23 protein-coding genes are annotated in these 22,326 nt (G+C 66.0%); 9 read left to right on the forward strand and 14 right to left on the reverse strand.

Features of this window, described 5'->3' with window-relative positions:
- Nucleotides 1-75: 75 nt before the first annotated feature.
- Complete coding sequence (gene parC / locus AC3A6M_RS21045; protein WP_487854667.1) at nucleotides 76-2,406, reverse strand: DNA topoisomerase IV subunit A; 2,331 nt, start codon at nucleotides 2,404-2,406, stop codon at nucleotides 76-78.
- 155 nt (nucleotides 2,407-2,561) lie between these two features.
- The gene (locus tag AC3A6M_RS21050; RefSeq protein WP_487854668.1) at nucleotides 2,562-4,562 is read right to left on the reverse strand and encodes a DNA topoisomerase IV subunit B; all 2,001 of its coding nucleotides are present in this window, start codon (nucleotides 4,560-4,562) and stop codon (nucleotides 2,562-2,564) included.
- 241 nt (nucleotides 4,563-4,803) lie between these two features.
- Between AC3A6M_RS21050 and AC3A6M_RS21055 the strand changes: the two genes are divergently transcribed.
- A complete protein-coding gene (locus tag AC3A6M_RS21055) occupies nucleotides 4,804-5,784 on the forward strand; it encodes a gamma-glutamyl-gamma-aminobutyrate hydrolase family protein (RefSeq protein ID WP_487854669.1) in 981 nt (326 codons plus the stop codon).
- 108 nt (nucleotides 5,785-5,892) lie between these two features.
- Here the strand turns inward: AC3A6M_RS21055 and AC3A6M_RS21060 are convergent, their stop codons facing one another.
- Nucleotides 5,893-6,339 carry an SRPBCC family protein gene (locus AC3A6M_RS21060; protein ID WP_487854670.1) on the reverse strand — a complete coding sequence of 149 codons (447 nt, stop codon included), beginning with the start codon at nucleotides 6,337-6,339 and terminating at the stop codon, nucleotides 5,893-5,895.
- An 89-nt stretch (nucleotides 6,340-6,428) separates the two neighbouring features.
- Between AC3A6M_RS21060 and AC3A6M_RS21065 the strand changes: the two genes are divergently transcribed.
- Nucleotides 6,429-6,776 (forward strand): hypothetical protein, encoded by a 348-nt coding sequence (locus AC3A6M_RS21065; RefSeq protein WP_487854671.1) that lies wholly within the window; start codon nucleotides 6,429-6,431, stop codon nucleotides 6,774-6,776.
- A gap of 92 nt (nucleotides 6,777-6,868) precedes the next feature.
- Nucleotides 6,869-8,743, forward strand: coding sequence for a tetratricopeptide repeat protein (locus AC3A6M_RS21070; RefSeq protein ID WP_487854672.1), 1,875 nt, complete (start codon nucleotides 6,869-6,871; stop codon nucleotides 8,741-8,743).
- Between the two features lie 15 nt (nucleotides 8,744-8,758).
- Here AC3A6M_RS21070 and AC3A6M_RS21075 read toward each other — a convergent pair whose 3' ends face one another.
- Nucleotides 8,759-9,025, reverse strand: coding sequence for a PEP-CTERM sorting domain-containing protein (locus AC3A6M_RS21075; RefSeq protein WP_487854673.1), 267 nt, complete (start codon nucleotides 9,023-9,025; stop codon nucleotides 8,759-8,761).
- Nucleotides 9,026-9,052: 27 nt separating this feature from the next.
- Complete coding sequence (locus tag AC3A6M_RS21080; protein WP_487854674.1) at nucleotides 9,053-9,307, reverse strand: hypothetical protein; 255 nt, start codon at nucleotides 9,305-9,307, stop codon at nucleotides 9,053-9,055.
- Nucleotides 9,308-9,514: 207 nt separating this feature from the next.
- Between AC3A6M_RS21080 and AC3A6M_RS21085 the strand changes: the two genes are divergently transcribed.
- Nucleotides 9,515-10,135 carry a CPBP family glutamic-type intramembrane protease gene (locus AC3A6M_RS21085; protein ID WP_487854675.1) on the forward strand — a complete coding sequence of 207 codons (621 nt, stop codon included), beginning with the start codon at nucleotides 9,515-9,517 and terminating at the stop codon, nucleotides 10,133-10,135.
- On the opposite strand, the gene AC3A6M_RS21090 is transcribed toward AC3A6M_RS21085, so the two are convergent.
- Genes AC3A6M_RS21090 through AC3A6M_RS21100 form a run of 3 tightly spaced genes read right to left on the reverse strand, consistent with a single transcriptional unit; the run spans nucleotide 10,121 to nucleotide 12,740 of the window.
- A complete protein-coding gene (locus AC3A6M_RS21090) occupies nucleotides 10,121-11,290 on the reverse strand; it encodes a vWA domain-containing protein (RefSeq protein ID WP_487854676.1) in 1,170 nt (389 codons plus the stop codon). The two genes, AC3A6M_RS21085 and AC3A6M_RS21090, sit on opposite strands and share 15 nt — an antisense overlap.
- 8 nt (nucleotides 11,291-11,298) lie before the next feature.
- Entirely contained in the window at nucleotides 11,299-11,889 is a 591-nt protein-coding gene (locus AC3A6M_RS21095) for a GNAT family N-acetyltransferase (RefSeq protein WP_487854677.1), read from the reverse strand.
- On the reverse strand, nucleotides 11,886-12,740 hold the full coding sequence (locus AC3A6M_RS21100) for an AAA family ATPase (protein WP_487854678.1): 855 nt from the start codon (nucleotides 12,738-12,740) through the stop codon (nucleotides 11,886-11,888). Before AC3A6M_RS21100 ends, AC3A6M_RS21095 begins: the two co-directional genes overlap by 4 nt.
- A 177-nt stretch (nucleotides 12,741-12,917) precedes the next feature.
- Here AC3A6M_RS21100 and AC3A6M_RS21105 point away from each other — a divergent pair, with 177 nt between their 5' ends.
- Nucleotides 12,918-13,265: a c-type cytochrome gene (locus tag AC3A6M_RS21105; protein WP_435572156.1), complete on the forward strand. Its 348-nt coding sequence runs from the start codon at nucleotides 12,918-12,920 to the stop codon at nucleotides 13,263-13,265.
- A 12-nt stretch (nucleotides 13,266-13,277) separates the two neighbouring features.
- A complete protein-coding gene (locus AC3A6M_RS21110) occupies nucleotides 13,278-13,631 on the forward strand; it encodes a c-type cytochrome (protein WP_487854679.1) in 354 nt (117 codons plus the stop codon).
- Between the two features lie 101 nt (nucleotides 13,632-13,732).
- Here the strand turns inward: AC3A6M_RS21110 and AC3A6M_RS21115 are convergent, their stop codons facing one another.
- The 5 genes from AC3A6M_RS21115 to AC3A6M_RS21135 all read right to left on the reverse strand — a co-directional run bounded on the left by AC3A6M_RS21115 (nucleotide 13,733) and on the right by AC3A6M_RS21135 (nucleotide 17,934).
- Entirely contained in the window at nucleotides 13,733-14,158 is a 426-nt protein-coding gene (locus AC3A6M_RS21115) for a DUF1841 family protein (RefSeq protein ID WP_487854680.1), read from the reverse strand.
- A 47-nt stretch (nucleotides 14,159-14,205) separates the two neighbouring features.
- The gene (locus AC3A6M_RS21120; RefSeq protein WP_487854681.1) at nucleotides 14,206-15,189 is read right to left on the reverse strand and encodes an aspartyl protease family protein; all 984 of its coding nucleotides are present in this window, start codon (nucleotides 15,187-15,189) and stop codon (nucleotides 14,206-14,208) included.
- A gap of 25 nt (nucleotides 15,190-15,214) precedes the next feature.
- On the reverse strand, nucleotides 15,215-15,553 hold the full coding sequence (locus AC3A6M_RS21125) for a hypothetical protein (RefSeq protein ID WP_487854682.1): 339 nt from the start codon (nucleotides 15,551-15,553) through the stop codon (nucleotides 15,215-15,217).
- Complete coding sequence (locus tag AC3A6M_RS21130; protein ID WP_487854683.1) at nucleotides 15,550-17,106, reverse strand: retroviral-like aspartic protease family protein; 1,557 nt, start codon at nucleotides 17,104-17,106, stop codon at nucleotides 15,550-15,552. Before AC3A6M_RS21130 ends, AC3A6M_RS21125 begins: the two co-directional genes overlap by 4 nt.
- Before the next feature lie 138 nt (nucleotides 17,107-17,244).
- Nucleotides 17,245-17,934 (reverse strand): RNA pyrophosphohydrolase, encoded by a 690-nt coding sequence (locus AC3A6M_RS21135; protein WP_487854684.1) that lies wholly within the window; start codon nucleotides 17,932-17,934, stop codon nucleotides 17,245-17,247.
- Nucleotides 17,935-18,151: 217 nt separating this feature from the next.
- Here AC3A6M_RS21135 and AC3A6M_RS21140 point away from each other — a divergent pair, with 217 nt between their 5' ends.
- Together AC3A6M_RS21140 and AC3A6M_RS21145 are read left to right on the forward strand one after the other, a co-directional pair.
- Complete coding sequence (locus AC3A6M_RS21140; RefSeq protein ID WP_487854685.1) at nucleotides 18,152-19,885, forward strand: proline--tRNA ligase; 1,734 nt, start codon at nucleotides 18,152-18,154, stop codon at nucleotides 19,883-19,885.
- Nucleotides 19,885-20,553, forward strand: a complete 669-nt coding sequence (locus AC3A6M_RS21145; RefSeq protein ID WP_487854686.1) for a lytic transglycosylase domain-containing protein — start codon at nucleotides 19,885-19,887, stop codon at nucleotides 20,551-20,553. Before AC3A6M_RS21140 ends, AC3A6M_RS21145 begins: the two co-directional genes overlap by 1 nt.
- A gap of 10 nt (nucleotides 20,554-20,563) precedes the next feature.
- Here AC3A6M_RS21145 and AC3A6M_RS21150 read toward each other — a convergent pair whose 3' ends face one another.
- Nucleotides 20,564-21,454: a LysR family transcriptional regulator gene (locus tag AC3A6M_RS21150; RefSeq protein WP_487854687.1), complete on the reverse strand. Its 891-nt coding sequence runs from the start codon at nucleotides 21,452-21,454 to the stop codon at nucleotides 20,564-20,566.
- A gap of 97 nt (nucleotides 21,455-21,551) precedes the next feature.
- Between AC3A6M_RS21150 and AC3A6M_RS21155 the strand changes: the two genes are divergently transcribed.
- Nucleotides 21,552-22,325 carry a sulfite exporter TauE/SafE family protein gene (locus AC3A6M_RS21155; RefSeq protein ID WP_487854688.1) on the forward strand — a complete coding sequence of 258 codons (774 nt, stop codon included), beginning with the start codon at nucleotides 21,552-21,554 and terminating at the stop codon, nucleotides 22,323-22,325.
- The last annotated feature ends 1 nt before the right edge of the window (nucleotide 22,326 follow it).

Raw genomic sequence — 22,326 nt, forward strand, 5'->3', positions numbered from 1 at the left:
CGCAGTCTTGCGTCATTCTGTTCAAGTGGCGCCCGCCGGGGTACCGTCGGGCGCCACCTTTTTACCGCCCGGGCGTCAGGCGGTGCCGTCGCCGGTCGTGCGCATCGCCAGGTCCTTTGCCTTCAGCTTCGCCGACAGCGGCTTGCCCTTGCGTGCCCGTTTGCCGAAATGCGGCTCGAGGCCGACGCCGAACAGCTCCACGGTGCGCGGCTTGTCGCCGGCCCAGGTGCCGCTCACGTTCACCCCTTTCGGGCTGATCGGCTGGGCCGCCAGCAGGGTTTCCTTCGGTTCCAGTTCCATCAGGGTCACGCCGCGGCCGCCGTTGGTCAGCACCTTCATTTCGTCGATGCCGAACACCAGCACGCGGCCCTTCTCGGACAGGCAGGCCACCGCGCCGGCGTTATCCTGCACCACGCGCGGCGCCAGCGGCACGGCGCCGTCGTCCAGCGTGATGAAGGACTTGCCGCCCTTCAGCCGGGTCGCCATGTCGCCGGCCTTGGCGATGAAGCCGAAGCCCGCGGAGGTCGACAGCAGCAGGCGGGTGTCGGCGTGGCCGGCGAAGTAATACAGGATCCGGCCGCCGCCCGACAGGTCGACCAGGGTCGTGATGGGCACGCCGTCGCCGCGCGCGCCCGGCAGGGCGGCCACCGGCACCGAATAGGCCTTGCCGTTGTCGCCGATGCACAACAGGTTGTCGACGGTGCGGCATTCGAAGGTATAGCCGAGCGAGTCGCCGGCCTTGAAGGTGAACTGCGCCGGGTCGTGGCCGATGCCGGTGCGCGCGCGCACCCAGCCCTTCTCGGACACGATCACGGTAACCGGCTCGTCGACGATCTTCTGCTCGGCCACGGCCTTCTGCGCCTCTTCGATCAGGGTCCGGCGCTCGTCGCCGAACTGTTTCGCGTCGGCTTCGATCTCGCGGATGATCAGGCGCTTCATCGAAGACGGGTTGTTCAGGATGTCTTCCAGCTTTTCCTTTTCGCCGCGCAGCTCGGCCAGCTCCTGCTGGATCTTGATCGCTTCCAGGCGCGCCAGCTGGCGCAGGCGGATCTCGAGGATGTCCTCGGCCTGGCGCTCGGACAGGCGGAAGCGCTCGATCAGCGCGGCCTTCGGCTCGTCCGCATTGCGGATGATGGCGATGACCTCGTCGATGTTCAGCAGGACGGTCTCGCGGCCTTCCAGGATGTGGATGCGGTCGTTGACCTTGCCCAGCCTGAACTCGGTACGGCGGCGCACCGTCACGAAGCGGTAGTCGATCCACTCCTGCAGGATCTCGGACAGGCCCTTCTGGCGCGGGCGGCCGTCGCCGCCGATCATCACCAGGTTCAGCGGGGCCGAGGTCTCCAGCGAGGTATGCGCCAGCAGCATCAGCATGAACTCGGTCTGGTCCTGGTTCTTCGACTTCGGCTCGAACACCAGGCGCACCGGGGCTTCGCGGCCGGACTCGTCGCGCACCGTATCCAGCGCGCCGAGGATGGTCTGCTTCAGCGCCAGCTGCTCGGGCAGCAGGGTCTTCTTGCCGACCTTGATCTTCGGGTTGGTCAGTTCTTCGATCTCTTCCAGTACGCGCTGGGCCGAGCAGCCCGGCGGCAGTTCGGTCACGACCGCCTGCCACTGGCCGCGCGCCAGTTCTTCGATCTTCCAGCGCGCACGCACCTTCAGCGAGCCGCGGCCGGAGGCGTACATGTCGGCGATCTGCGAGGCAGGGGTGATGATCTGGCCGCCGCCCGGGTAGTCCGGACCCGGCATCAGGGTCATCAGCTCGGCGTGGGTGATCTTCGGGTTGCGGATCATCGCCACCGCCGACTGCGCCACTTCGCGCAGGTTGTGCGAGGGGATCTCGGTGGCCATGCCGACCGCGATGCCGGAGGCGCCGTTCAGCAGCAGCACCGGCAGGCGCGCCGGCAGCGTGCGCGGTTCCTCGGTCGAGCCGTCGTAGTTCGGCTGGAAGTCGACCGTGCCCATGTCGATCTCGTCGAGCAGCAGGCGCGCCATCGGGGTCAGGCGGGCTTCGGTGTAACGCATCGCCGCGGCGCCGTCGCCGTCGCGCGAGCCGAAGTTGCCCTGGCCGTCGATCAGCGGATAGCGCAGCGAGAAGTCCTGGGCCATGCGCACCAAGGCGTCGTACACGGACTGGTCGCCGTGCGGGTGGAGTTTACCCAGCACGTCGCCGACCACGGCGGCGGATTTGCGCGGCTTGGCGGTCGGGCCCAGGCCCAGCTCGTGCATCGCGTACAGGATGCGGCGCTGGACCGGCTTCTGGCCGTCGGACACGTCCGGCAGCGCGCGGCCTTTCACGACCGAGACCGCGTAGTCGAGGTAGGCGCGTTCGGCGAAGGTGGAGAGGGTGAGCGTCTCGGCGTCGGACGGCTCGTGTTGTTGTTCGAAGAGGCTTGCTTGGGTCATTTTGTCGTTCGTTCCTGGTGGCGCTTTTAGCTGCTCACGCAAACTTGGGTCCCCGCCTGCGCGGGGACGACGTATCAAACGTCGTTAGCTTTAAGACCGTCGTTCCCGCGCAGGCGGGAACCCAAGTTCGGCGAGTCGTCGCGCTATGTCCTTGATCAGATATCCGCCTCGGTTTCGTTACCGTGCTCTTCCAGCCACGCACGGCGGGCGGCGGCTTCGCCTTTCCCCATCAGCATGTTGAAGCGCGCGGAGGATTCGGCCAGGCCGTAGTCGCCGAAGGCCACCGGCAGCAGGCGACGGGTGTCCGGGTTCATCGTGGTTTCCCACAGCTGTTCGGCGTTCATCTCGCCCAGGCCCTTGAAGCGGGAGATGCTCCAGCTGCCTTCCTTCAGGCCTTCCTTCTTCAGCTTGTCCTCGATCGCCAGCAATTCGCCGTCGTCCAGCGCGTACAGCTTCTGGATCGGCTTCTTGCCGCGCGCCGGCACGTCGACGCGGTACAGCGGCGGACGCGCGACGCACACGTGGCCGTTCCTGAACAGGGCGGGGAAGTGCTTGAAGAACAGGGTCAGCAGCAGGACCTGGATGTGCGAGCCGTCGACGTCCGCGTCCGACAGGATGCAGATCTTCCCGTAGCGCAGGCTGCCCAGGTCCGGATTGTCGTCCGGGCCGTGCGGGTCGACGCCGATCGCCACCGCGATGTCGTGGATCTCGTTGTTGGCGAACAGGCGGTCGCGGTCGGTCTCCCAGGTGTTCAGCACCTTGCCGCGCAGCGGCAGGATGGCCTGGAATTCCTTGTCGCGGCCCATCTTCGCGGAACCGCCCGCCGAGTCGCCCTCGACCAGGAACAGTTCGTTGCGGGTGATGTCGGTCGATTCGCAATCGGTGAGCTTGCCCGGCAACACGGCCACGCCCGAGGACTTCTTCTTCTCGACTTTCTGCAGCGAGCGCAGGCGGGATTGCGCCTGCTTGATGACCAGTTCGGCCAGCTTCTTGCCGTAGTCGACGTGCTGGTTCAGCCACAATTCGAGCGGCGGACGGGTGAAGGTCGAGACCAGTTTCACGGCGTCGCGCGAATTCAGGCGCTCCTTGGTCTGGCCCTGGAACTGCGGGTCCAGCACCTTGGCCGACAGCACGAACGAGACGCGCGCGAACACGTCTTCCGGCAGCAGCTTGACGCCCTTGGGCAGCAGCGAGTGCATCTCGACGAAGCTCTTCACGGCGCCGAACAGGCCGTCGCGCAGGCCGGATTCGTGGGTGCCGCCGCTGACGGTCGGGATCAGGTTGACGTAGGATTCGCGCACCACGGCGCCTTCCTCGGTCCAGGCCACGACCCAGGCCGCGCCTTCGCCTTCGGCAAAGCCTTCATCGCCGGAGGCCGCATACTGCGCGCCCTCGAACAGCGGGATCACGGTCTGGCCCTGGCCGACGGTCTGGGACAGCGCCTCGGTCAGGTAGCCGCGCAGGCCTTCGTCGTAGCGCCAGGTTTGCACGTCGCCGGTCTTGGCGTTGGTGAGGGTGACGGTCACGCCCGGCAGCAGCACGGCCTTCGAGCGCAGCAGGCGCTGCAGCTCTGCCATCGGGATGTTCGGCGAATCGAAGTACTTGCCGTCCGGCCAGGCGGTGACGCGGGTGCCGTTCTTCTTGCCGCCGCGCTCGGCAGGGCTGGAGCTCAGCGGCTCGACCACGTCGCCGGCTTCGAAGGCCAGGTTGTGCACGCCGTTGCCCTGGTCGTCCTTGCGCCAGACGGTGATCTCGAGGCGCTTCGACAGCGCGTTCGTGACCGACACGCCGACGCCGTGCAGGCCGCCCGAGAACGCGTAGGCGCCGCCCGAGCCCTTGTCGAACTTGCCGCCCGCGTGCAGGCGCGTGAACACGATCTCGACGGTCGAGACGCCTTCCTCGGGGTGGATGCCGACCGGGATGCCGCGGCCGTCGTCCTCGACCGTGATCGAGCCATCCCCGTTCATCGTCACGGCGATGTTCTTGCAGTGCCCACCCAGCGCCTCGTCCGAGGCGTTGTCGATCACTTCCTGGATGATGTGCAGCGGGTTTTCCGTGCGCGTGTACATGCCCGGACGCTGCTTGACGGGTTCCAGTCCCTTCAGGACCCGGATGGATGATTCGCTGTAGTCGGTTGCGGTTTTCTTGGTGGCCATGCTGAATATTCTGTAATTCGATGCCTGCGCATTCTATCTTGTCGCGCGGCAATAAGGACGCCAAACGACTTGGCAAAAGGCGCCAGTGTCCGTGGTTACGCCCGTTTTGGGAAGAGCTAACAATCAAACACTGTATGGAAATACAGTATTCTTGCCTGTTGAGCGGAAGTTTGCAAGTACTGCTGCAAGGATTCTGCAAATGCAATCGTGCGCGCCCTATGGCAGGGCTATATTTGACTTCATGGTAGAGGACAATGAAAAGCGCGAAACCGGCGGCCCGGCGCAAGACGATCCTGCCAGCCCGCCGCGCGTGCCCGACCGGCGCGCCACCGGAGGATCGTCGTCGCGCTACCTGCGGCATGGCGATACCCCGCTGGCACTGGCCGGGCGCGTACTGCGCTCGCGCTGGCGGGCCATCAGCGACCGCCTGGGGCGCGACTTCATGCGGCGCACGCTGCGGATCGGCGTCTCGGCCCGCATCTTCCATCCGGAACCGGGGGCCGTCGGCCTGCGCAGCAAGAACCTGCAATACCTCGAGGAGTCGATCGCGCAATGGGTCATGTCGCGCGACGTGCTGGTGTTCATGGTGCCGACCGTGAACACGAATGGTCTGCTGCATCCCAGCAACATCACCATGCGCCATTACGCGCGCCACCTCGACGGGCTGGTGCTGCAGGGCGGGGCGGATGTCTCGCCGATGACGTATTCGGAAGCGCCGACCCGGCCCGAGTGGAACGGCGACCGCGCGCGCGACGTCTACGAACTCGAGCTGCTGCACGAATTCGTCGACGCCGGCAAGCCGGTACTGGGCATCTGCCGCGGTTGCCAGCTGATCAACGTTGCCTTCGGCGGAACCCTGTACCAGGATGTCGCCACCAACGTGCCAGGCTCCCAGCCGCACGTCCACGAAGACTATGACGCGCACCGCCATGCGATCGTGTTCCCGCACGGCTCTTCGCTGGGCAAGATGTTCGCCGACCAGAAGCGCCCGATCGTCAATTCGATCCACCACCAGGCCGTGAAGGACCTCGGGCGCGACATCCACGTCGAGGCGATGTCGGACCCGGACGGCATCGTCGAAGCGATCCGCTACCAGCGCGCCCCTTTCGTGATGGGGCTGCAGTGGCATCCGGAATTCCACCGCGCCAAGGGGACGGAGCTGCTCGATTGTACGCCGGTGCTGGATGAGTTCCTGCGGGCGGCGCGCGAGACGCGGCTTTAAAAGACCTCCGTCGTCCCCGCGCAGGCGGGGATCCAATTCTGTTGATGTCTCGTCAGCGCCCGCAAACCTGGGGCCCCGCCTCCGCGGGGACGACGGCGGGGCAACAGATCAGTCCCTGATCTCCGGCTCCACCAGCTTCGCCAGCAGCTCCAGCGATTCCTGCCAGCCCAGGTAACAGGCCTCGGCCGGGATCGCGGCCGGAATGCCTTCCTGCCGGATCTTCACTTCGACGCCGCAGAACACCTCGCGCAGCAGCACCGTGGTCTGCATCCGGCCGGGCAGGTTCGGATCGTCGAATTCGGCCGTGTAGCGCAGGCGCTGGCCCGGCTCCAGCTCCAGGTATTCGCCGCCGAAGGCATGGCTGTGGCCGGTCGTGAAATTCGTGAACGACATCCGGTAGCGGCCGCCGACCCGGCTGTCCATCTCATGCACGGTGCCGATGAAGCCATGCGGCGGGAGCCACTTGGCGAAGGCGGCCGGCGTGGTGAAGGCGCGGTACACGCGGTCGGCGCTGGATTTCAGGACACGGTGCAGTTCAACGGTATTCGTGGACATGATCTCTTCCTTATCGTGGGAGGCCGAGGACGACCCTCTGGTGCTACGACGAACGGACTGTCGGAAATTCGACATGCTAGAGTAAGCCCATGCCAATTCCCCGACAATATCCGGTCACGCCGGACGGCCGCTATTTCGTCGTCAAGGGCCGTCTCTGGCGCACGAGCAACCCCAACCTGGCGCCGGAAGAGCGGCAGGCATGGGTCGACAGGCTGATGAAGGCGCGGCGGCAGGTCGGCATCGCCAGGAAGGCCGGCGACCGCGACGCCGAGCGCGACGCCCGCGCGGAGGTGGACCAGGCCAAGCATGCGCTGGGCGAGCGTGGTCCCGTGTGGTGGACGGATGGGGCGCCGGACCTGAACCGGCGCATGGTGGCGAATACGCCGTATGCCGAGTGGTATGCACGGCTGCCGCCATCCGGCGATCCGGCATCATGAAACCGCCACGCCGGCAAGCTGCACCTTGATAGTGGCCGATGTACATACGCCGTGCTAAGCTGGTCCGCTCTTGGAGAACGCCGAGGCCAGCCATGACCGAAGACATGCACAGGAATCACCGACCGGTTCCCCGCACGATCCGGGTCGAGGGACTGGGTGAGGCGCTGCACGGGCTGCAGCATGAGCTCGACCTGATCAGCCATGCCAGCAAATACGACTGGATCAACAAGCGCCTGATCGTGCTGCGCAACGCCGTCATCGCCTGCGGCGTGCTGGCTGCCATCTTCATCCTGCTGGCCCTGTGCTACCACGAGACCTACCGGCAAACCCTGAATATCGCCGAGTTCGACGTGCCGGAAAAACTGGCCGAGCGCGGCATCACCGGCAAGGTCGTCGCGCGTACCCTGTTCGATGAATTGATCAGGCGCCGCAGGACGGTCGCGACGCTGGACGCGGGCGACGTGAAGGAAGGGTGGACGGAGCACGCCAGCGAAGTCGCCATCCCGGAAACCCATTTCACGCTGCAGGCAGTATTCCGTTACCTGCGCGAACTGACGGGGAATGAACTCAACGTGGACGGCGAGATGCTGGTCGATGGGGACGATGTCGTCATCCGCGCGCGTGTCGCGGGCAACCCGCCGCGCGAGGTGCACGGCAAGCTTGCAGAGTGGGACACATTGCTGGGCGAGCTGGCCAACTACGTGTACGACACGACCCAGCCGGCGGTGCTGGCCAGCTACCTGGGCGTGACGGCCAGGACCCCGGACGAGGTGGCGGCGCTGTCGCGCTACGTGGTCAAGATGGCGAATGCCAACCCGCGCCTGCCGCGCACCGTCATGTCGATCGCCTACAACGCCTATGGCGGCGCGTTGATGCGGCAGGACCAGTTGCCGGCGGCGCTGGCCGCCTTCAACCAGGCCATCCATTACGACCCGGAATCCGGCCTGGCGGTCATGAACGCGGCCGAGGTGAATTTCCGGCTCGGGAACGTGCACGACGCGTCGCGGCAGTATGCCCAGGCCGGCCACATGGCGATCGGCGAGGAAGCCAAGCGCGAGGCGCTCAGGCGGCGTTTTTCCGGCGCGATGAACAGCGGCGATTGCAGCGCCAGCGAAGCGGCATTCCGCGCGGCGCATGCCTTGTCGCGGTACGACGAGCAATGGGAGCGCTGGATGGAGGCACGCCTGCTGCTGGATTGCGAGTACAAGCAGGCGAAAGCCTTCGAGATCGTGCGCAATATCGCGACCCTGCATCCGGATTCGTCCAATGCCTGGGTCTATTTCAGCCTGATCGCCGGCGAGCGCGGCGAACGCTACCTCCGCGAAGCCGCCGACGGCGCGCGGCGCGCGATCGATACGGCGACCGACCCGCACGGACTCCTGGTGTATTTCGCGCACATCAACCTGGCATCCTACCTGGCGCGCCTCGGCGATATCGAGGGCGCCATGGCCATGCATGCCAGGGCCAGGGAGATCGTCAAAACGGACAGGCCGGACCTGCGGAATACGCTGGCGGAGATCCGCTACTACGCCGGCGATTACGCCACGGCCGAGCGCATCATGCGTTCGCTGATCGCCACCGAGGAAGGGCGCAGGGCGGACGCCTACCGCATCCTGGCTTCGTCGCTCGTGAAGACGGGCCGGACCGGCGAGGCGCTGGACATCCTGCGCGCCGGCGAAAAGATGTTCCCATCGGATTGCGACACGTATCGCCAGGCCGGGCAGTTGCTGGCCGCGGAGAAGCGCGTCGACGAGGCGATCACGGAATTTGAAAAGGGCATCGCGGCCATCAGGAAATGCGGACAGCCCTACCTCGCTGAAGCACGCTTGCTGCTGACGCTGAACCGCGTGGCGCAGGCGCGCGGCAAGCTGCAGGCACTGCTGGCGGCCGCTCCCGAATCCGACGGTGCGGACGAGGCGCGGGCCGTCCTCGCGAGCCTGGCCGGCACATCACCCGCCAGGCCTTGAGAAAGTACGGGGTGTTCAGCGTACGGCGTTGCGGCGGGCGGCAGCCATGCCGGCCAGGCCCAGGCCGAGCAGGGCGACGCTCAGCGGTTCCGGCACGCCGACGGGATCGTCGACAGTACGGCTGACTTCGGCATCCAGTTTCGCCGAGACCACCTTGAAGCTGCCTGCCGATGCCGAAATGGTCAGGTTGATCTTGCCATCGCTGCTCAGGCTGGCCAGTGGCGAGCCGGTGATGCTCAGCTTGTCGTACAGCTGGCTGTTCGGCGTATTCTTATCGTCCACGAAGCTCGTCGAATTCAGCAGGAACTTTTAGGTCTCGGAGCCGCCATCGTCGTTCAACAGGACGCTCAGCCATGCCTGCCCGATGGTATCGCTGCCGGCGACGTAGCCATACGAAGCGCCGGTGAAATCGAAGGTGTAATTGAAGCTGGCCGTCGTCGTCACCAGGAACGGCGTTGCCGGCTGGGTGGTCTGGGACAGCGGGAGCGTGATCACGGCGGCGCTTGCCAGGGTCGAGCTTGCGAAGACAGCAGCTGCAGCAGCAAATTTGATGAACTGTTTCATGGATTGCCCCTAGTCGTTGGTTGCGGATGGTTGCATGTTGGTATGAGCAACTCTTGTGCAGTTCAGCCGTTCATAGGGGAAATTGTTGATTAAACAAATTTTTGCATTCCTGTTGTAAAGATTTCCGACATTAAATTGAGATTGATAAAAATCCTCTGCCTTGACAAGCGCCGGGAGGCGATGATGCGTCTGCGATAGAATGCCCGGATGACTGAATCGCAACCCACCCAGGCGCCGCCGCAGGCCGCGCCCCGCGCCCCGATCCGGCTTGGCGCCCAGGTGCTGACCTGCCTGGCCTTCTGCCTGGTCGCCGCCCCCATCATTTACTTCAGCCGGCCCGAACCGCAGGCGCTGTTCAGCCGTCCGGCCGGACCGCTGACCCAGCTGCTGGTCGGCCAGGTGCTGGCGCTGATTGCCGCCGGCGTCTCCTGGCTACTGTTCCGCCTCACGGCCAGCTCGGCGTCGAGCGCCAGGACCATCGAGAGCTATGCGCGGCTGGACCTGGGCGGCCTGAATCCGCTGTGGATCAGCATCGCCGCCGCGATTGGGGAAGAAATGCTGTTCCGCGCAGCCCTGCAGCCGCTGCTGGGCGTGTGGATCGTGTCGCTGCTCTTCCTGCTCACGCACGTGCCCGTGTACCGCTTCCGCAGGCTGGATGGCGCGACGATGGCGCAGGCGGCTGCCGTGTTCGGCGGCAGCGTGGTGCTGGGCTTCGTGTTCGACCATGTCGGCCTGCTGGCGGCCATGCTGGTGCATATGTGGATCGATATCGTGGGGCTGCTGCTCGTGCGGCAGGCACTGCAGGCGCGGGCCTTACTTGCTCAATAAGCGCATCGCGCGCTCCAGCCCATCGATCGTCACCGGGAACATCCGGTTATTCACGATCTGCCGGATGATCGAAATCGATTGCCGGTACTGCCACAGGTTTTCCGGCTCCGGATTCAGCCAGGCGAACCTGGGGAAGGCGTTGCAGAAGCGCGCCAGCCATTCAGCGCCCGCTTCCTCGTTGTTGTATTCGACCGAACCGCCCGGCGCCAGCACCTCGTAGGGGCTCATGGTGGCGTCGCCGACGAAGATCAGGCGGGTGTCGGGCGGGTACTTGCGCAGCACGTCCCAGGTCGGGAAACGCTCCGACGAACGGCGCCGGTTGTTCTTCCACAGGTAATCGTAGACGCAGTTGTGGAAGTAGAAGAACTCCATGTTCTTGAATTCGGTCTTCGCCGCCGAGAACAGTTCCTCGGTGCGCTCGATGTGGTCGTCCATGGTGCCGCCGACGTCCAGCAGCATCAGCACCTTGATGCGGTTCCTGCGCTCGGGCTGCATCTTGATGTCCAGCCAGCCGGCGTTGTTGGCGGTCGAGCGGATCGTGTCGTCCAGCGCCAGCTCTTCCGCCGCGCCGGTGCGGGCGAAGCGGCGCAGGCGGCGCAGCGCCACCTTGATGTTGCGGACGCCCAGTTCGCGCTCGCTGTCGTAGTCCTTGTACTCGCGCTGTTCCCAGACCTTCACGGCGGTCCGGTTCCTGCCCTTGCCGCCGATGCGGATACCTTCCGGGTTCGTGCCGCCATGCCCAAACGGCGAGGTGCCGCCGGTGCCGATCCATTTGCTGCCGCCTTCGTGGCGTTCCTTCTGCTCCTTCAGCAGCTCTTCCAGGCGCGACATCAGCTTGTCGTAGCCGAGTTTCTGCAACTGCGCCTTCTGCTCGGGCGTCAGTTCGCGTTCGAGGCGCTTGACCAGCCAGTCGAGAGGGATCTCGGTCTTCGCGTCGAACACGGCTTCGATGCCCTTGAAGTAGAGCCCGAAGGCCTTGTCGAACTTGTCGAAGTGGGCTTCGTCCTTCACCAGCGTCAGGCGCGACAGGTAGTAGAACGCGTCGAGCGAGGGCGCGATCACGTTCTTCTGCAGCGCCTCGAGCAGCGTCAGGAATTCCTTGATCGTGACCGGGACCTTGGCGTCACGCAGGGCGAAGAAGAAGCCGATCAGCATGTCAGCCCTCAGCTTCCGGCATGGCGGCTCAGGCGGTAGTGCAGCTGCGATTTGATCTCGGGCCACTCGCCGCGCAGGATGCTGTACATGACGGTGTCGCGCACGGTCCCGTCGCGGCGCGGCGCGTGGTGGCGGATCACGCCGTCCTTCTTCGCGCCGAGGCGCTCGATCGCGGCCTGCGAGGCGTAATTGAAGTTATCGGTGCGCAGGCCGACCACGGCGCAGCCCAGGGTGTCGAAGGCGTGCGAGAGCAGCAGCAGCTTGCAGCTGGTATTGGCGTGGCTGCGCTGGCGGCTTTTGGCATACCAGGTGTAGCCGATCTCGACGCGGTCGATGGCGGGCATGATGTCGTGGTAGCTGGTCGAGCCGATGACCGCGCCGCTGGCAACGTCGACCACCGCGAAGGCAAGCCGGTTGTCCATCTCGAGCGCGGTGCGGATGTACTGCTCCGTCTCGTGCGGCGCGGGCACCGAGGTGATGCGCAGGTTCCACAGTTCGCCGTCCGCGGCCGCCGCGCGCAGCCCATCCGCGTGGTGCAGGGCGAGCGGCTCCAGGCGCACGCCGTTGAACTCCAGGGTGACGGGATCGACGCGGATCATCGGTTGTGCCTCGCCATCGCCACCAGGCGCTCGAACAGGTGCACGTCCTGCTCGTTCTTCAGCAGGGCCCCATGCAGCGGCGGCACGATGGTCCGGGCGTCTCCGCTGCGCAGGGCCTCGACCGGGATGTCTTCGGCCAGCAGGAGCTTCAGCCAGTCGAGGAATTCCGAGGTCGACGGTTTCTTCTTCAGGCCCGGCACGTCGCGCAACTGGTAGAAGTTTTCCAGGGCCGCCGCCAGCAGTTCCTGCTTCAGGTGCGGGTAGTGGACCTGCACGATCTCGGCCATCGTCTCGCGGTCCGGGAATTTGATGTAGTGGAAGAAGCAGCGGCGCAGGAAGGCGTCCGGCAGTTCCTTCTCGTTGTTCGAGGTGATGATGACCAGCGGGCGGTGCTTCGCCACCACCATTTCGCGCGTCTCGTAGACGTAGAACTCCATGCGGTCCAGTTCGCGCAGCAGGTCGTTCGGGAACTCGATGTCGGCCTTGTCGATCTCGTCGATCAGCAATACGACCGGCTCCGGCGCCGTGAAGGCCTGCCACAGCACGCCCTTGACGATGTAGTTGTGGATGTCGCGCACGCGCTCGTCGCCCAGCTGCGAATCGCGCAGGCGCGAGACGGCGTCGTATTCGTACAGGCCCTGCTGCGCCTTGGTGGTCGACTTGATATGCCACTGCAGCAGCGGCATGTCGAGCGCGGCGGCCACTTCCTCGGCCAGCATGGTCTTGCCAGTGCCGGGCTCGCCCTTGATCAGCAGCGGGCGGGCCAGGGTGAGGGCGGCGTTCACGGCCAGTTTCAGGTCATCGGTGGCGACGTAGTTGTCGCTGCCTTCGAAGCGTTGGGAGGCGTGCATGGGTATTTGCGCGATCGATAGGGAAACGACATCGAGTATATGCCAGACGGATCGCAAGCGCGGAATTGTTGCTTTGTAGACTGACGCATGTTCTTCATATAGAATCGGCTCTTCGTAGTACAAATGCTAAGTTTTTGTGCAGTTGCGGTATTCGATTCAACCTTACGATTCCCAATCATGAAAAAACCGTTAGCAGTACTGATGTTTGCCGCCACTGCCGGCGCGGTTGGCGCCGCCGGCGCTGCCGACATCGTCGCCAATCCGAAGGCGGCCCCGAACAAGATCGAACAATGTATCGGCTGCCATGGGATCCCCGGCTACAAAACCACCTTCCCCGAGGTCTACCAGGTGCCGATGATCGGCGGCCAATCGGCCAAGTACATCGAAGCGGCCCTGCAGGCCTACAAGAAGGGCGACCGCAAGCACCCGTCCATGCGCGGCATCGCCGCCAGCCTGTCCGACCAGGACATCGCCGACATCGCCGCCTATTACGCGCAGCAGTCGGCCGCCACGCCCAACAAATGAGCCGGGGACGCCATGAATAAACTGATCCTTGCCCTGACCTGCGCCGCCGCCCTGGCGGCATCGGGCTCCGCATTCGCCGGCGGCGACACCGCGCGCGGCGCCGAGCTGACCAAGAAATACAACTGCGCCTCCTGCCACGGCGCCGACTACAAGACCCCGATCGACCCGAGCTATCCGAAGCTGGCCGGCCAGCACGCCGACTACCTGGTGCACGCGCTCACCGCCTACAAGCGCGGCGACAAGGTCATGAACGGCCGTAACAACGCGATCATGGCCGGCATGGCCCAGCCGCTGTCGGACCGCGACATGGCCGACATCGGCGCCTATTTGCAAAGCCTGCCCGGACCGCTGGTAATTCGGAAGTAACCCGCGCAAGTGAGACGCCGGGCGTTCGGCCCGGTATCGACGGACATGAAAAATCCCTCGCCGGTATGCACCGCGCGAGGGATTTTTTTCGGCATGCGGCTTCAGCGGACCCGCTTGCGCACGCAGTCGATATAGGCCTCCGCATCCGGCGGCAGGCCGCTGCGCTGCGAGGTCCAGATCATCTCGCCGAGGCACTCCATGATTTCGTGGTGGGCGTCGTGCTCGCCGATGCGGGCTGCCAGGGCGTCGTGCGCGGCCTTGATGCCGCGCGGCTGGTCGACCGAGACCTGTTCGGCAATCGACAGGTGCATCGACAGGTGCAGGAAGGGGTTCGGCTGGCCGCCTTCGACCGAATAGTCGCGCGCCACCGCCTCGTCGGCGTCGAGCAGCGCGTCGTGGTATTCGGGGTGCTGGTCGATCCAGTCGGCCGCGATCGCGTCCATCGGGGTCAGGATTTCGCCGGCGCGGCGCTTGCGCCAGGCTTCGCAGAAGAAGCGGCGCACGTCGTTGGAGGAGGGGGTGAACATGGTGGGTGCCTGCAAACAAAACAGGCACCATTGTAGCGCGGCGGCGCTTACGGCGCTTTGGGCGCCGTCCGCACGATCCGCGGCGGGAAGGGATCGCCGCCCAGGTAGCTCATGTACAGGCGGTCCTGGCTCATCGCGAACAGGATGCGGTGGGCGCGCAGGAAGTCGGTGCCGAGCACCACGTCGACCGGCCCGCGCCCGCGCGAGGATTCATCCAGGATGGCCAGCTCCACATGCTTCATGCTTTCCGGGCCGATGCTGAAGCTGTCGAAGGTGGCGATCCAGCTGTCGACGCGCTCGTCTCCGATGCCGCCGACCTTCCTGCCCTTGAATACGCCCGGGCCGTCGACCTGGATGCCGGCCAGTTCGGCGCCATGGCGGCTGACGCTGCTGCGCGGCGCGCCGGTGTCGAGGATCGCCCTCAGCTTCACGCCGTTCAGCTCGACCGTCACATAGGGCTTGTTGGAGCGCTCCTCCTTGCCGGCGAACGGGATTTCCATGGCGTTGCTGTCCCAGTAGGCCAGGTAGGTGTCGCTGCAGCCGGTGGCGCGGAAGAATTGCAGGTACTTGTCCGCCAGCGACAGTTCCATGTCGGTCTGCAGCAGGAAGTCGGCGCCGACCAGCGCGTCGCCGTCCATCCTGCTGGAGTGGCCGATGACCTGGATCGGCGCCTTGCCGCTGTGCGCGATACCGACGGAGAAGTCGTCGACGCGGGTGACGTAGTTCACCGAAGTGCCGCCGACGCCGCTCGAGTGTTTGCCGGTCGTGTCGAGCGGCAGGCCGAGGCGCTCGGCGCCGGCGCGGAACAGGAAGGTCTCGTAGGCGCCGGTATCGATGATCATGCGCGTGGGCTTGCCGTTGACGGTGCCCATCACGATGGCCCGGTGCGTGGCGTCGGAATACTCGACCGGCAGCTTGGCCACCGGGACGTAGCGGCAGCTGCCGGCATCGCCGGCGGCGTGCGACAGGGCGGGGAGCAGCAGGGCGAGCGCTCCGAGAATATGGCTGAATTTCTGCATCGTCTCTTTCATGGTTGTCGGTGGTGTGGTCAAGGGTTTACAGGCCCGGCATCTCCAGCTCCAGGCTGCCGTGGAAGGGCACCTGCTGCCAGCGCGCATCCAGGGCCAGCGCCTGTTCGAACAGCGCCGCGCCCGCGCCGGGCGGCAGCGCCGGCACGCTGCGGCCGCGCGCTTCGCAGGCGCTGCGCACGCCGTCGAGGAACAGGGCGTCGTCGAAGGCGCCGCTCCACAGCTGCGCCTGCAGGCTTTCGACCACCGCCTCGGCATGGATGCCCTGGCGCGGCATGGCGGTCGAGGTCTCGCTGCCGTCGCGGCGGATGCAGCGCAGCAGGTCGAGCTTGTCGGTGCGGCCCTGCCGCCGGGCGACCAGCTTCATGGCGCGGCCACCGGGGCGCCGGCAGCGGGAGCAGCAGCCGGCTGCACCGGGCCGCAATGCGCGCGCACGGACGCCATCAGCGACGCCGCGCGTTCCTTGTCGCCCTGCGCTGCATGCCAGCGGGCCATGTAGGCATTGGCGTCGCAGCTGCGTCCGCGGGCGAACTTCTGCTCCTTGCCCGCGCGCTCGAGCAGGCCTGCGGCGTCCAGCTTGCCGAGGTAGAAGCGGGCGATCGGCTCGGGCCAGTCGTCGTTGTCCTGTTTTTCCAGGATGGCCTGCAATTCGGTTTTCGCGAGCTCGGCTTCGCCATTGTGGACGCGGGCCAGGTAAAGCCACAGCGGGCCGAAGCGCTCCGCCGGCAGCCGGTCGAGGGCGGCGCGCAGTGCCGGAATGGCCTCGGCGGCTTTGCCGCTCGCTACCAGCTGGCGGCCCAGCAACAGCTTGGCGTGCGGCTCACCGCCGGCCGCGGCCTTGTCCAGCCACGACTTGGCCAGCGCCGGGTCGCGCGGTACGCCGCGGCCATTGCGGTAGGCCGTGGCCAGCGCATACTGCGCGTCCGCATTGCCGGCGTCGGCCTCGGCGCGCACCCAGTCCGGCACCCCCTGGCTGCGCGAGAAGGGCTGGCCGCCGAGATAGGCGAAATACATCTTCTTCTGGCTCATCGCGAACAGGACGCGGTGGGTACGCAGGAAGTCCTGGCCCAGCAGCAGGTCGGCCGGGGCGGTACCCTGCGAATCGATGATGCCGATCTCGGCGTTTTCGATGGTCTCGCCGCCCAGTTGCACGGTCTTGAAGGTGGCGGTCCAATGCGGGGCCCGTGCCGAGCCGACGCCGACCACGTCGCCGCTGCGTTTGACCTCGGCGTTCCTGATGTCGATGCCCAGGCGCTCGGCCGCGTCCAGCATCATGATGGTATGGTGGGCGCCCGTGTCGATCATGGCGTCCAGCTGCTTGCCGTTGACGACGACCTTGAAGTGCGGGTTCGGGCTGCGGTCCCGGCTGTACGCGAACGGCAGCACCACCGTTTCTTCCTTCCAGTAGTTGAGCTCGGAGTCGTCGTTGCAGTCGAGCGGCCTGAACATGCTGACCTGTTTGTCATGCAGGTCGACTTCGAGGTCCGTCTGCAGCAGGAAGGGGGAGCCGGCGATGCCGTCGAACGCCGGCGTGAGGTTGGCCTCGTCGATCACCAGCAGCTCGGTCCGCCGGGTGCTGCGTGCCGGCCCGATCGAAAATTCCTTCAGCCGCGCCGAATAGACGCGCGAGCTGCCGCCGACGCCTTCGACGTAACGCCCGGTCATGCGCAAGTGCAAGTCGCGCCGGGTCGCGCCGTTCATGGTCAGCTGGGTGTCGAACGCGCCGGTATCGATCAGCAGGGTCGCGGGCGTGCCGTCGATCGTGCCGTCGACCGCCGGTTGCATGCTCTCTCCGACATAGCGCACCGGCAGGGTGGCGACCTGGACATACTTGCACTTCGGCCCCGGCGCATCGGCGGCGTGGGCCACCGGCAGCAGCACGCAGGCCAGCGACAGCAGGGTGCGTTTCAGCGGCGTCATTGTCGGCTTTCTATCGAGAACGATACCGATGATTCTACAGTGCAACCTTGTGAATATGGCAATGAATAAATGTAAAAAGGCCGGCACGCCGGTTGCCCGGCATGTCAGCCTTCCTGCTGTTGCTTTTACGCTACTTAATTACTCTTTGTCGCGCGCCAGCACCAGTTTGGAACTTCCCGCCGCGTCGGCGATCGCCTTGCTCGCCGCCACCACCGCCTTGCTGCTGGCGTTGCCGGACTGCTTGTTGCCGGACTGGGCATTGCCGCTGCCGCCGCCGCTGCGCTCCTGGCCGCGCCGCTCGTGCGGCTGGCGCAGGTAGCGCGAGCTGTGGCGGCGCTCGCCCTGGCCGTTGGCGGGCCAGGTAAGGAAGCGCGACAGTTCCTGCAGCGCGCGCTGGTAGACCTCGCGCTTGAACTCGATGACCACGTCCAGCGGCACCCAGTAGTCGTGCCAGCGCCAGGCGTCGAACTCGGGATGGTCGGTCAGGCGCAGGTTGACGTCGTTGTCGCGCGCGATCATGCGCAACAGGAACCAGATCTGCTTCTGGCCGCGATAGTGGCCGCGCACTTCACGCTTGATGAAGTGATCCGGCACTTCGTAGCGCAGCCAGTCGCGGGTGCGGCCCACGATCTTGACGTGCTCCTGGCGCAGGCCGATCTCTTCCTCGAGCTCGCGGTACATTGCCTGTTCCGGCGTCTCGCCGTACTTGATACCCCCTTGCGGAAACTGCCACGAGTGCTCGCGCACCCGCTTGCCCCACCACACCTCGTTGTTGGCGTTCAGCAGGATGATGCCGACGTTGGGGCGGAACCCTTCACGATCGAGCATAATTCACCTCGAAACTTTCTGCCGGCCTTTGTTCTCTCTTATATTTTTACTTACAGATCCGAAGAACCTCAGGTGCCTCTACCGTTAACTCGCGTCGGAACAACGGCATGCACCACTTCTTTCAGAGCCATTTGTATAAAGATTGGATGCATCGGCCAGCTAATCCTTTAAAATTAGGTCGATTATAACCCTCTCTTTTTAAAAAGAATTCACCGATATGCGCGCCTCACGATTTTTTATTTCAACGCTCAAAGAAGCGCCTTCCGACGCCGAGATCGTCAGCCACAAGCTGATGATGCGGGCCGGGATGATCAAGCGTCTGGGCTCGGGCATCTACACCTACATGCCGCTGGGCCTGCGGGTGATCCGCAAGGTGGAGGCCATCATTCGTGAAGAAATGAACAAGGCTGGCGCGATCGAACTGCTGATGCCGCTGGTGCAGCCGGCCGAACTGTGGCAAGAGACGGGGCGCTGGGACAAGATGGGCCCGGAACTGCTGCGCCTGAAGGACCGCCATGGCCGCGACTTCGCGCTGCAGCCGACCTCGGAAGAAGTCGTCACCGACGTGGTGCGCGGCGAGATCAAGAGCTACCGCCAGCTGCCCGTGAACTTCTATCACATCCAGACCAAGTTCCGCGACGAGCGCCGTCCGCGCTTCGGCCTGATGCGCGGCCGCGAGTTCACGATGAAGGATGCGTATTCCTTCGACCGCGACGTCGAGGGCATGCAGGCATCGTACCAGACCATGTTCGACGCCTACGTGAAGATCTTCACCCGCTTCGGCCTGAAGTTCCGCGCGGTCGCCGCCGACAACGGCGCGATCGGCGGCACCGGCTCGCATGAATTCCACGTGATCGCCAGCACCGGCGAAGACGCGCTGGTCTACTGCCCGACCTCCGACTACGCCGCCAACATGGAAGCGGCCGAGGCGCCGGCGCTGATCGCCACCCGCGGCGCGGCCACCCAGGCGCTGACCAAGACTTCGACCCCGAACACCACCAAGTGCGAGCAGGTCGCCAGGCTGCTGGGCCTGGAACTGTCGCAGACCGTGAAGTCGATCGCGCTGACGGTCGAAAAGGACGACGGCACCAGGGAAAACTGGCTGCTGCTGCTGCGCGGCGACCACGAGCTGAACGAAGTCAAGGTCTCGAAGGTCCCGGGCCTGAAGGACTTCCGCTTCGCCAGCGAAGCCGAGATCCTCGAAGCCTACGGCAGCGTGCCGGGCTACCTCGGTCCGATCGGTACCAGGCAGCCGGTCAAGGTCGTGGCCGACCGCACGGTCGCCAACATGGCCGATTTCGTCTGCGGCGCCAACGAAGCCGAGTACCACTACACCGGCGCGAACTGGGGCCGCGACCTGCCGGAACCGCTCGTCGCCGACCTGCGCAACGTGGTCGAGGGCGACGCTTCGCCGGACGGCAAGGGCGTGCTGGCGATCGAGCGCGGCATCGAGGTGGGCCACGTGTTCCAGCTCGGCACGGCCTATTCCGCCGCGATGAACTGCGTCTACCTGGACGAGAAGGGCCAGCCGGCGCCGATGCAGATGGGCTGCTACGGCATCGGCGTGACCCGCATCCTGGGCGCGGCGATCGAGCAGAACTTCGACGACAAGGGCATCGTCTGGCCGGATTCGATCGCGCCGTTCGAACTGGTGCTGTGCCCGATGGGGTATGACCGCAGCGAACTGGTGAAGGCGGAGACCGACCGCCTGTACGCCGAGCTGCAAGCCGCCGGCGTCGACGTCGTGGTCGACGACCGCGGCCTGCGTCCGGGCGCCATGTTCGCCGACTGGGAGCTGGTCGGGGTGCCGCACCGCGTGGTGATCGGCGAGCGCGGCCTCAAGGAAGGCAACCTGGAATACCAGGGCCGCCGCGATGCCGAGGCGACCTCTGTCCCTGCCGCTGACATGGGCGCCTTCATCACGAGCAAACTCGGCAAACTGGCCCAGTGATGCTGGCCCGTTCTGCAAGCCGGGCTGCGGCCTGGCTCGGTTCCGCGTGTGCTTGTGCCGCCCTGGCTGCCGGCCTGATGGCCGCCAGCCCGGCTGCAAACGCCGGCAACCAGAAGGAAGAAGCGCTGGCCGATTCGGTCCGGCTGGCGCTCGAACGGGCGATCCGCGACGGACGCCCGCCCAAGCCGGTATTCCGCGATGCTTCCTCCGAGGCGCGTTACCGGCAGTGGTTCGACGCGATGTCGGCGCGCCTGAAGCGCCGCCTGCCGGACGACCAGGTGCGCACCGAGTTCCTCGAGTCGGCCTGGTACGAAGCGACCCGCGCCGGCCTCGATCCGGGGCTGGTGCTGGGCCTGATCCAGGTCGAATCGGCCTACCGCAAGTACGCGGTGTCGATCGTCGGCGCGCGCGGCTACATGCAGGTGATGCCGTTCTGGGCCAAGGTGATCGGCGACTCGAACCGCCGCGCGCTGTTCGACATGCAGACCAACCTGCGCTACGGCTGCTCGATCCTGCGCATGTACATCGACATGGAAGGCGGCAACCTGTACCTGGCGCTGGGCCGCTACAACGGCAGCCGCGGGCGGCCGGAGTATCCGAATGCGGTGCTGGCGGCGTGGAAGAACTGGGAATTCAAGCCGGCGGCGACCACGATCGCCCTGAACTGACCTTCCACCGTCACGCCCTCAAGTCATCGACCAGCTGCTGCGCATGCCGCGGCAGCGCATCGAAGCTCTTCACGCAGATGCTCAGCTGCCGCAGCGCCCACGCATCCAGCAGTTCCATCACCACGATGTCCATCGTCTGCGCGCAGCGCCGTGCCGCCGGCTCGGGCACGATCCCGATCCCGACGCCGGCTTCCACCATCCGGCAGATCGCGCCGAAGTCGCGCAGGCGCACGCGCGCATGCAGCGTGCGCCCGAGGCGCCGGGCCTGCAGCTCCAGGTAGTTGAACAGGGCGCTGTCGCCGGCCAGGCTGACATGGTCGAAGTCGGCCAGGCGCACGAAGGGCAGCGGCCGGCCTTCGGGCGCCAGCTGCTGCGCGAGCGCAGGCGTGGCCACCGCCACCAGGCGGTCGGTGCGGAACGGGAAGCTCTCCAGCTGCGACAGGTCGACTGCGTCCGACACGATGCCGAGGTCGGCGGCGCCTTCGCGCACCGCCTTCGCCACCTCGTGGCTGGCGCGCTCCTCCAGCGCGACGTCGACATGCGGGTGGCGCGCCAGGAAGCCGGCCAGCGCGTCCGGCAGGTATTCGCTCAGCGCCGCGGTATTGCACTGCAGCCGCACCGTGCCCTTCAAGCCCTGGGCGTGGTCGCCCAGTTCCGCGCGCATGCGCTGCAGCTGCTGGAACACCAGGCGCGCGTGCCGCACCAGGGCCTCGCCGGCCGGGGTCGGCGTCACGCCGCGCCGCCCGCGCAGCAGCAGCGGCACGCCCAGCGTGTCCTCCATGCCGTGGATGCGTTCGCTGCACGATGCCAGCGACAGGTGGGCGCGCGCGGCGCCGCCGGTGATGCTGCCGGCTTCCACCGCGTGCAGGAAGAGTTGCATGTCGACCAAGTCGAATCTCATCGGTGCCTTTGTATCGCTTTAGCCTTCGGATCATCCGAAGGCTGGCTGCGGGAATCCCTCATGTTGAAAGCGCCCGGGATCGGGCAGAATTCTCGCCATGGACGCCTTTCTTTCTATCTTACACGCACATGGAGCGGGCGAATTGGCCCTGCTCTCCCTCGTATTCGTGCTCGCCGGCCTGGTCAAGGGTGTGGTCGGGCTGGGATTGCCGACGGTCGCGGTCGGGCTGCTGGGCATGATGATGGCGCCGCGTGAAGCGGCCGCCTTGCTGGTCGTGCCTTCGCTGGTGACGAATGTTTGGCAACTCGCGGCCGGTCCCGCGGCCGGCAGCCTGGCGCGCCGCCTGTGGCCGATGCTGGCAGGGATCGCGGTCGGGACCGTGGCCGGGGGACTGCTGCTGCCGGCGAGCGTCTCCGCGGATGCGGTCGCGGCGCTGGGCGGCGCCCTGATCATGTATGCGGCCGGCGGCCTGGCATCGTTCACGCTGCAGGTGCCGCCGCAAGGCGAGCGCGCCGCGTCTCCCGTGGTCGGACTGGTGACGGGCGCGGTCACGGCCGCCACCGGCGTGTTCGTGATCCCGGCCGTGCCTTATCTGCAGGGCCTGCGCCTGGAACGCGACATGCTGGTGCAGGCGCTCGGCCTGGCCTTCACCACCTCGACCATCGCCCTCGCCATCTCGCTGCTGCTGGCCGGGCAGTTCGAGATGCAGGCCGCGGGCCTGTCCATCTATGCGCTGGTCCCGGCGCTGGCCGGCATGGCGATCGGCCAGTGGATCCGCGGCCGCATCCGGCCCGAAGTGTTCCGGCGCTGCTTCTTCGTCGGCCTGCTCGGGCTGGGATTCCATTTGATGCTGCGGCCCTTCCTCGGATAGA

The sequence above is a fragment of the Telluria sp. Soil_C_11 genome (assembly GCF_057657395.1).